Source organism: Pararhodospirillum oryzae (assembly GCF_007992075.1).
Taxonomy (GTDB): Bacteria; Pseudomonadota; Alphaproteobacteria; order Rhodospirillales; family Rhodospirillaceae; genus Pararhodospirillum; species Pararhodospirillum oryzae.
Map to the genome: position 1 here is coordinate 42,956 of NZ_BJZO01000026.1, position 7,636 is coordinate 50,591.

Consider the following 7,636-nt stretch of genomic DNA (forward strand, 5'->3'; position numbering starts at 1 on the left):
CAAGACAGCCAGAGGCCCTTTTCCATGTTCTTCTTTCGCCTTCTTGCCGTGGGAGCGCCGCGCTTTTCCCATCGCCTGCCGGCCTTTTCCCGTGCCCCCGGCCGGTTGGGAACGGGCGCCGTGCTGCTGATGGGCGCGCTGGCCACGCCCGGGTGGGCACAGCAAGGCAGCGGCCCCATTTCGCTCACCGCGCCGCCCGCGGAGTCCAGCCCCGCCTATGGCGCCGAGTTCGGTCCCGGGGGCGGGGCTTCCTCCCCGGGGCAGCCGGTGCCCCTGGTGCCGTCCGGGGGGGAGGCGGGCGGCTCGTCCGTCTCGCCGCCTTCGTTCTCCTCGTCCGCCACCTCGGGGGCGTCGCCCCTGGGCAGCGACCTGCCCGATCGCGAGGTGGGACGCGCGCCCGGCACGCCGCCTGCCTCCTATCCGCCCGCCATCGCGTCGGAGCCGGTGGCGTCGTCCCCCGGGGCGGCCGGAAGCGTCGGCCCGTCGGTCTCGGCCGGAGCCGGGGCGGTGCCCGTGTCCGAAGCCGCCGCCGAGGCCCGCGCCCTGATGGGAGCGGCCGAGGCAACGTTCGTGCGCCTGACCGCCGACACCGGGTTCGGGCCGACCGTGCGCGACCTGATGACCCGGGCGCGCGGCGTGCTGATCGTTCCCGACTTCTACAAGGCCGGTTTTTTCCTGGCGGCAGCCTACGGCAACGGGGTTCTGATGGCCCGGGGGCCGGATGGCCGATGGTCCGATCCCGCGTTTTATCGCCTGACCGCCGGGTCGCTGGGCTTCCAGGTGGGTTTGCAAAACAACGAGGTGGTGATGGTGATCATGACCGAGGCCGGCTTGCGCGCCGTCATGGAGGATCACTTCAAGGGGGGCGCCACCATCAGCGCCACGTTTTTCCTGGTCGGGGGCGGCGCCGATGCCTCGACCACCACCGATATTGGCCAGGACATTTACGCCTATTCCCATTCGGTGGGCCTGTTCGGGGGCGCCGGGCTGGAGGGCACGGCCATCCAGCCGCGCACCGCGTGGAACGAGGCGGTCTATGGCGGGGGCGTCACGCCCGACGCCATCTTGATCCAGAGGGTCGCGCACACCGACTTGGCCCAGGGACTGCACCGCGCCCTTGCCGGCGTCCGATGATTTCCCGTTCGCCGGCCGGCACGGGCGGGAAGCGGGCCCGGGCCTTGATGATCCAGGGCACCGGGTCGGACGTGGGCAAGTCGTTGCTGGTGGCGGGGCTGGCCCGGGCCCTGACCCGGCGCGGCCTGGTGGTGCGCCCCTTCAAGCCCCAGAACATGAGCAACAACGCGGCGGTGACCGCCGACGGAGGCGAGATCGGCCGCGCCCAGGCCTTGCAGGCGCGCGCGTGCGGGGTGGCGCCCAGCGTGCACATGAACCCGGTGCTGCTCAAGCCCCAGGCCGAGATCGGGGCCCAGGTGGTGGTGCAAGGCGAGGTCCACGGCGCGGCGAGCGCCGGGGCCTACCGTGCCTTGGCGCCGGCCCTGCTCGCGGCGGTGCTCGACAGTTTCGGCCGGCTGCAAGCCGAGGCGGATCTGGTGCTGGTCGAGGGCGCGGGCAGCCCGGCCGAACTGAACCTGCGCGCGGGCGACATCGCCAACATGGGGTTCGCCGAGGCGGCCGACGTGCCGGTGGTCCTGGTGGCGGACGCGAGCCGGGGCGGGCTCGCGGCCCAGGTCGTGGGCACCCATGCCCTGTTGTCCGGCGCCGAGCGGGATCGCATCCAAGGCGTGATCGCCAACAAAACCGACGATCCACGCGGGGAACGCGTCGCCCTGGGCGTGGCCACGGCGGCCACCGGCTGGCCCGGGGTGGGGGTGGTGCCGTGGCTGGCGGCGGCCGCGTGCCTGCCGGCCGAGGACGCGGCGGCCCTCGACCACGCCAAGCCCTGCGGATCGGCCTGGGGCGGATCGAAACGGCCGGTGCGGGTGGTGGTGCCCCGTCTGTCGCGCCTGTCCAACTTCGATGACTTCGACCCGTTGCGGGCGGAACCCGATGTCGCGTTGACCTTCGTTCCCCCTGGCCAGCCCTTGTCCCGGGACGCCGACCTGGTGATCGTGCCCGGCAGCAAGGCTTCGCTTGCCGACCTCGCGTTCTTGCGCGCGCAAGGCTGGGACCTCGACTTGCGGGCGCACGCGCGGGCCGGGGGGCGGATTCTCGGCCTGTGCGGCGGCTACCAGATGCTGGGGCGCTCGGTCGCGGATCCCGAGGGCGTGGAAGGAGAGGCCGCCGCCGCGCCCGGCCTGGGACTCCTTGAGGTGGACACGGTGCTCGCGGGCGCGAAAGTGCTGCGTCCGGTCTGGCTGACCGATCGCCTGTGGGGCAAGGGGGTGGGGGGCTACGAAATGCACCTGGGGCGCACCCAGGGCCCCGACACGGTCCGGGCCTGGCTGGGAGCCGACAGCGCGCGTAGTGCCGATGGCCGGATCCTGGGCACCTACGTGCATGGCCTTTTCGCCGAGGACGCCTTTCGGGCGGCATTCCTGGCGTGGCTGCGCCCGGAGCGCCAGGCGCCGGAAGGGAGCTTCCAGGGACGGGTCGAGGCCGCCCTGGATGCCCTGGCCGGGCACGTCGCCGCCTCGGTGGACCTGGACGCCCTGGACCGGATGGCGCGGTAAAGGGGCGCGTCATGCGCGCCCCCGGGTCGTTCAAAAAGGGGCGCGTCATGCGCGCCCCTCGGGCGTTTCAAAAAGGGGCGCGTCATGCGCGCCCCTGGGCCGTTTCAAAAAGGGGCGCGTCATGCGCGCCCCTTTGGGGTCAGGCGCGCAAGGTGCCGCCGGTGGCCTTGGTGACGGCGGCAATGACCTTGGACGAAACCGCCTCGATCTCGGTTTCGGACAAGGTGTGGTCGGTGGGCTGCAAGGTGACCGCCAGGGCCAGGGACTTGCGGCCCGCTTCCAGGCGATCGCCCTGGTAGACGTCGAAAACCTGGACATCCACGATCAAGGCGCGGTCGGCGCCGCGCGCGGCCCGGATCACGGCCTCGGCGCTCACGGCTTCCTCGACGACGAAGGCAAAGTCGCGGCCCACGGGCTGGAAGGGCGACAGGGACAGCGGCGCCCGGGCCCGGGTCGGCCGGGCCTTGGGCAAGGGCAGGATGTCCAGGTCGATTTCCGCGCCGACCACCGGCCCCTTGACGTCAAGGAGTTCCAGCACCGAGGGGTGCAGTTCGCCGAAGGTGGCCAGCACCTTGGGCCCCAGGCGCATCTGGCCCGAGCGCCCCGGGTGGAACCAGGCGGGGGCGTCGGCGGTGATCTGGAGGTTGGCCACGGGCACCCCCGCCGTCTCCAGCACGGCCAGCACGTCGGCCTTGATGTCGAACACGTTCACCGGCCGGGTGGCGGTCTGCCAGTGGCGGGGCGCGCGGGCGCCGGCGCGGATCAGGGCCGCGACCAGGGTTTGCTGGCCGGGCTCGCCGCCGTGGAAGCGGGGCCCCACCTCGAACAGGCCGAGGTCGGGGAATCCGCGCGCGGCGTTGCGTCCGGCGGCCGCGACCAGGGCGGGCAGGATCGACGGGCGCATGGCGTCCAGGTCGCTGCTGATCGGGTTGGCGAGACGCAAGGCCGCCTGGCCGCCGCCGAAGGCCTCGGCCCAGGCGGAGGGCATGAACGACCAGGTGACGGCCTCGCACAGCCCCAAGGTGGCAAGCCGGCGCTTGACCGCGACCATGCGCCGCTGCGCCGCCGTGAGCACCGAGGGCGGTTGCGGCGGGCGGGGCAGGGGCACGGCGGGCACCGCGTCGAAGCCATGCAGGCGGATGACCTCCTCGACCAGGTCATGCTCGCCGGTGAGGTCGACGCGCCACGAAGGCGGCTGGACGGCCAGCACCGGCCCCCCGTTGTCGGTGACCACGCAGCCCAGGGCTTCGAGCATGGTGATCATGGCCGGCCGGGGGATGCTGACCCCGCCCAGGGCCTCCACCCGCTCGGGCCGGAACGCGATGGTGCGCATCCAGGCCGGCGGCGCGCCGGCGATGACCAGCTCCGACGGCTCGCCGCCGCACAGATCCAAGATCAGGCGGGTGGCCAGTTCGGCCCCCATCACGGCGCTTTCCGGATCCACGCCGCGCTCGAAGCGGTAGCGGGCGTCGGACTCGATCCCCAGCGCGCGGCCGGTGGCGGCGATGCGCTCGGGCGCGAAGTAGGCCGACTCCACGAAAACAGTGACGGTTTCGGCCGAGCAGCCGCTTTCCTCGCCGCCCATGACACCGCCAATGCCAAGCGCGCGCGCGTCGTCGGCGATCACCACCATGGAAGGCGACAAGGTGTAGGATTGACCGTCAAGCGCCAGCAGGGTTTCCCCCTCGGTCGCGAAGCGGGCGTGGATTGCGCCTTGCAGGCGATCGGCATCGAACACGTGCAAGGGCCGGGCGCGGTCCAGCGACACCAGGTTGGTGATGTCGACCAGGGCGCTGATCGGCCGCAGGCCCACGGCGGTCAGGCGGGCCTTCAGCCAGTCGGGGCTTTCCCCGTTGCGCACGTTGCGGATCAGGCGCCCCACGAACTGGGTGCACGCGCCGCTTTCTTGCGTATCGGGAGCCAGGGTCACGGCGATGGGGCAGGGGAACAGGCCGGGCACCGGCTCGACGGGGTCGGGCTTGAGCTGGCCCAGGCCGGCGGCGGCCAGGTCGCGGGCAATGCCGCGCACGCCCAGGGCATCGGCCCGGTTGGGGGTGACGGCGATCTCGATCATCGGGTCAACGGGCAGGACCGAAACCAGGGGCGCCCCGGTGGGGGCGTCCACGGGCAGTTCCATGATGCCCTCGTGGCCCTCGCCCAGGCCCAGTTCGCGCGCCGAGCACATCATGCCCTGGCTTTCCACGCCCCGGATCTTGCCGGTTTTCAGGCGGTCGCCGGTGGCGGGGATGACAGCGCCCGGCAGGGCCAGGGCGACCTTGAGGCCGGCGCGGGCGTTGGGCGCGCCGCACACGATCTGAAGCTCGCCCGACCCGCTGTCGACCCGGCACACGCGCAGGCGGTCGGCGTCGGGATGGGGGGCGGCGTTCAGCACATGGCCGACAACGAAGGGAGCCAGGGCGGGGGTGGGATCGACAACCGATTCCACTTCCAGACCAAGGGCGGTCAAACGCTCGGCGATCACCGAAACCGGGGCGTCGGTCTCCAGGTGCTCGCGCAGCCAGCCCACGGTGAATTTCATCGCGACAGTCCTCCGTGCACGGTCGGAACATCAAGGGAGGCAAACCCGTAATGACGCAGCCAGCGCAGGTCTGACTCGAAGAAGGTTCTCAGATCGGGGATGCCGTACTTGAGCATGGCAATGCGCTCCAGGCCCATGCCGAAGGCAAAGCCCTGGTATTCCTCGGGATCAAGGCCGCAGGCCTTGAGCACGTTGGGATGGACCATGCCGCAGCCCAGGATTTCCAGCCAGTCGTCGCCCGCGCCGATGCGCAGCTCGCCGCCCTTGCGCGAACAGCCGATGTCGACCTCGGCCGAGGGCTCGGTGAAGGGGAAGAAGCTGGGGCGAAAGCGCATGGGCACCGCCTCGACCTCGAAATAGGCCGACACGAACTCCGACAGGCAGCCCTTCAGGTGGCCGAAGTGGGTGGCCTTGTCGATCACCAGCCCTTCGAACTGGTGGAACATGGGGGTATGGGTCATGTCCGAGTCACAGCGGTAGGTGCGGCCCGGCGCCAGAATGCGGATCGGCGGCTTCTGGCCCACCATGGTGCGGATCTGCACCGGCGAGGTATGGGTGCGCAGCAGGTGGCGCGTGCCGTCGGCGCGTTCGGGCAGGAAGAACGTGTCGTGCATTTCGCGCGCGGGGTGGCCGGGCGGGAAGTTCAGCGCGGTGAAGTTATGGAAATCGTCCTCGATTTCCGGGCCCTCGGCGACGCAAAAGCCCATCTGGGCGAAGATGGCGACCACCTCTTCCCAGGTCTGGCTGATCGGATGCAAGACGCCCTCGGGCGCGGGGAGCACGGGCAAGGTCACGTCCAGGCGCTCGCGCGCGAGGCGTTCGCCCAGCGCCGCCTGGGCCAGCGCGGTCTTGCGGGCGTCAAGCGCCTGGGACAGCTCGTCCTTGAGGGCGTTCAGGGCCTGGCCCGCGTTCTTGCGCGCCTCGGGGTCCATGCCGCCCAGGGACTTCATCCAGGTGGTGATGTCGCTTTTCTTGCCCAGGGCGGCAACCCGCGCGGCATCCAGGGCGGCCAGGGAGTCGGCGGCCCCGATGGCATCAAGTTGGCGCGCGCGCAAGGTGTTCGCCTGCTGTATGAGATCTTCAAGGGTGGCGAAGGTCATGTCATCTCATCCCGGCGTGGTCACGAAAGGATCCGGATCGACGCAAGGGCGGGGGCCGCGCGCAGCGCCGATTCTTCGAGGGCATTTTCAACAAGCGCGGATGGTCTTCCGCGAGTTGAAAATGCGACACAAACGAGAGTCCGTCAGGGAAAAGGGAGCCCCGCTTTTCCCGAAAAAACAAACTCAAGCAAAGGGTTCCAAAGTCCGTCCGCTTCAATCCGAAGCCGACGGGCTCCGAAGGGCGCGAGCAAGGCCGCGAAAGCGAGACCCCGTTTCCCGGATCCCTCGCGCCCGCCCCCAGGGCCTTCAAGGCCCGCCGGCCGGATCAGGAAAGCGCCCGCGCGGGACCGGAAGGGCCGGAAAACACGCAAGGCTCGATCCGCGAAACGGCGGGACAAAAAAAAACGGGGTCCGCCAAGGCTGGCGGCCCCCGAAATCCGGTGGTCCCGACGCCCGACACCGGCCACGAGGGCCAGCAGCGGGACGACGCATCAACCCGCGTCCTGGAGCGCCGCTTGGGCCTGCTTGACCAGGCTGGCAAAAGCCTCGGGCTCGCGCACGGCGAGGTCGGCCAGGATCTTGCGGTCCAGCTCGATGCCGGCCTTGTTGAGGCCATCCATGAAACGGCTGTAGGTCAGGCCATGCAGGCGAGCGCCGGCGTTGATGCGCTGGATCCACAACGAGCGGAAATCGCGCTTGCGGTTGCGGCGGTCGCGATAGGCATACTGAAGGCCCTTTTCGACCTTTTCGATCGCGATGCGATAGTTGGTCGAATTACGGCCACGATAACCCTTGGCGAGATCAAGGATTTTCTTATGGCGGGCGTGATTGGTTTTGGCGTTTGTCGCGCGGGGCATGGGGGCGGCTTCCTTCTGTCGAGGCCTGGATTGTCAATTCGGGCGGCAATAAGCCCCGATCAGCCGTAGGGCATGTACTTCTTGACAATCTTCTCGTCGGAGGAGCACAAAATAAAGGTGCCACGGGCGTGGCGCTTCATCTTGGTGCCCTTGTTGGACAGAAGGTGGCTCTTGTACCCGACCTTGACCCGGACCTTGCCGGTGCCGGTCAGGCTGAAGCGCTTTTTGACTGCGCTTTTCGTCTTCATTTTGGGCATTTCGGGTTCCTTTGCTGCCGCCGACGCCTGTGACTCCCCGAAAGAATGGGGCAGACGTTGAGGCACTGAAATGACGTGTTGAGCGACTGGGCATGCCCGGGGCCTGATCTGGAAAAGCCCACAGCCGCGCCGCCCGGTTTGTCCTGAGGAAGTCGGGTTATACAGAGGTCATTCGCCCCGCGCAAGGCGTGTTTGGAGCGCGGGCAGGGCAATCGGGTGAAGCCCTCGATGCCCTTGAAAGAGGGTTCCTCAA

6 protein-coding genes are annotated in these 7,636 nt (G+C 69.7%); 2 read left to right on the forward strand and 4 right to left on the reverse strand.

Going from position 1 to position 7,636, the window contains the following annotated elements:
• The first annotated feature begins 24 nt into the window (after positions 1–24).
• Together ROR02_RS06215 and ROR02_RS06220 are read left to right on the forward strand one after the other, a co-directional pair.
• Entirely contained in the window at positions 25–1,134 is a 1,110-nt protein-coding gene (locus ROR02_RS06215; protein WP_147163149.1) for a lipid-binding SYLF domain-containing protein, read from the forward strand.
• A complete protein-coding gene (locus ROR02_RS06220; RefSeq protein WP_147163150.1) occupies positions 1,131–2,630 on the forward strand; it encodes a cobyric acid synthase in 1,500 nt (499 codons plus the stop codon). The genes ROR02_RS06215 and ROR02_RS06220 overlap by 4 nt, the downstream gene beginning before the upstream one ends.
• A 139-nt stretch (positions 2,631–2,769) precedes the next feature.
• On the opposite strand, the gene pheT is transcribed toward ROR02_RS06220, so the two are convergent.
• The 4 genes from pheT to rpmI form a co-directional block, all read right to left on the reverse strand.
• Complete coding sequence (gene pheT, locus ROR02_RS06225; protein ID WP_147163151.1) at positions 2,770–5,169, reverse strand: phenylalanine--tRNA ligase subunit beta; 2,400 nt, start codon at positions 5,167–5,169, stop codon at positions 2,770–2,772.
• Positions 5,166–6,269, reverse strand: coding sequence for a phenylalanine--tRNA ligase subunit alpha (pheS, locus tag ROR02_RS06230; protein WP_147163152.1), 1,104 nt, complete (start codon positions 6,267–6,269; stop codon positions 5,166–5,168). The genes pheT and pheS overlap by 4 nt, the downstream gene beginning before the upstream one ends.
• A gap of 491 nt (positions 6,270–6,760) precedes the next feature.
• A complete protein-coding gene (gene rplT, locus ROR02_RS06235) occupies positions 6,761–7,126 on the reverse strand; it encodes a 50S ribosomal protein L20 (protein WP_147163153.1) in 366 nt (121 codons plus the stop codon).
• A 59-nt stretch (positions 7,127–7,185) separates the two neighbouring features.
• Entirely contained in the window at positions 7,186–7,383 is a 198-nt protein-coding gene (rpmI, locus tag ROR02_RS06240) for a 50S ribosomal protein L35 (RefSeq protein ID WP_147163154.1), read from the reverse strand.
• Between the last annotated feature and the right edge of the window lie 253 nt (positions 7,384–7,636).

What these genes read in the sequence shown, in the direction of transcription:
- ROR02_RS06220 (WP_147163150.1), top strand. Translation starts at nt 1,131, where the DNA reads ATGATTTCCCGTTCGCCGGCCGGCACGGGCGGGAAGCGGGCCCGGGCC.
- pheT (WP_147163151.1), bottom strand. Translation starts at nt 5,169, where the DNA reads ATGAAATTCACCGTGGGCTGGCTGCGCGAGCACCTGGAGACCGACGCC.
- rpmI (WP_147163154.1), bottom strand. Translation starts at nt 7,383, where the DNA reads ATGCCCAAAATGAAGACGAAAAGCGCAGTCAAAAAGCGCTTCAGCCTG.
- rplT (WP_147163153.1), bottom strand. Translation starts at nt 7,126, where the DNA reads ATGCCCCGCGCGACAAACGCCAAAACCAATCACGCCCGCCATAAGAAA.
- ROR02_RS06215 (WP_147163149.1), top strand. Translation starts at nt 25, where the DNA reads ATGTTCTTCTTTCGCCTTCTTGCCGTGGGAGCGCCGCGCTTTTCCCAT.
- pheS (WP_147163152.1), bottom strand. Translation starts at nt 6,269, where the DNA reads ATGACCTTCGCCACCCTTGAAGATCTCATACAGCAGGCGAACACCTTG.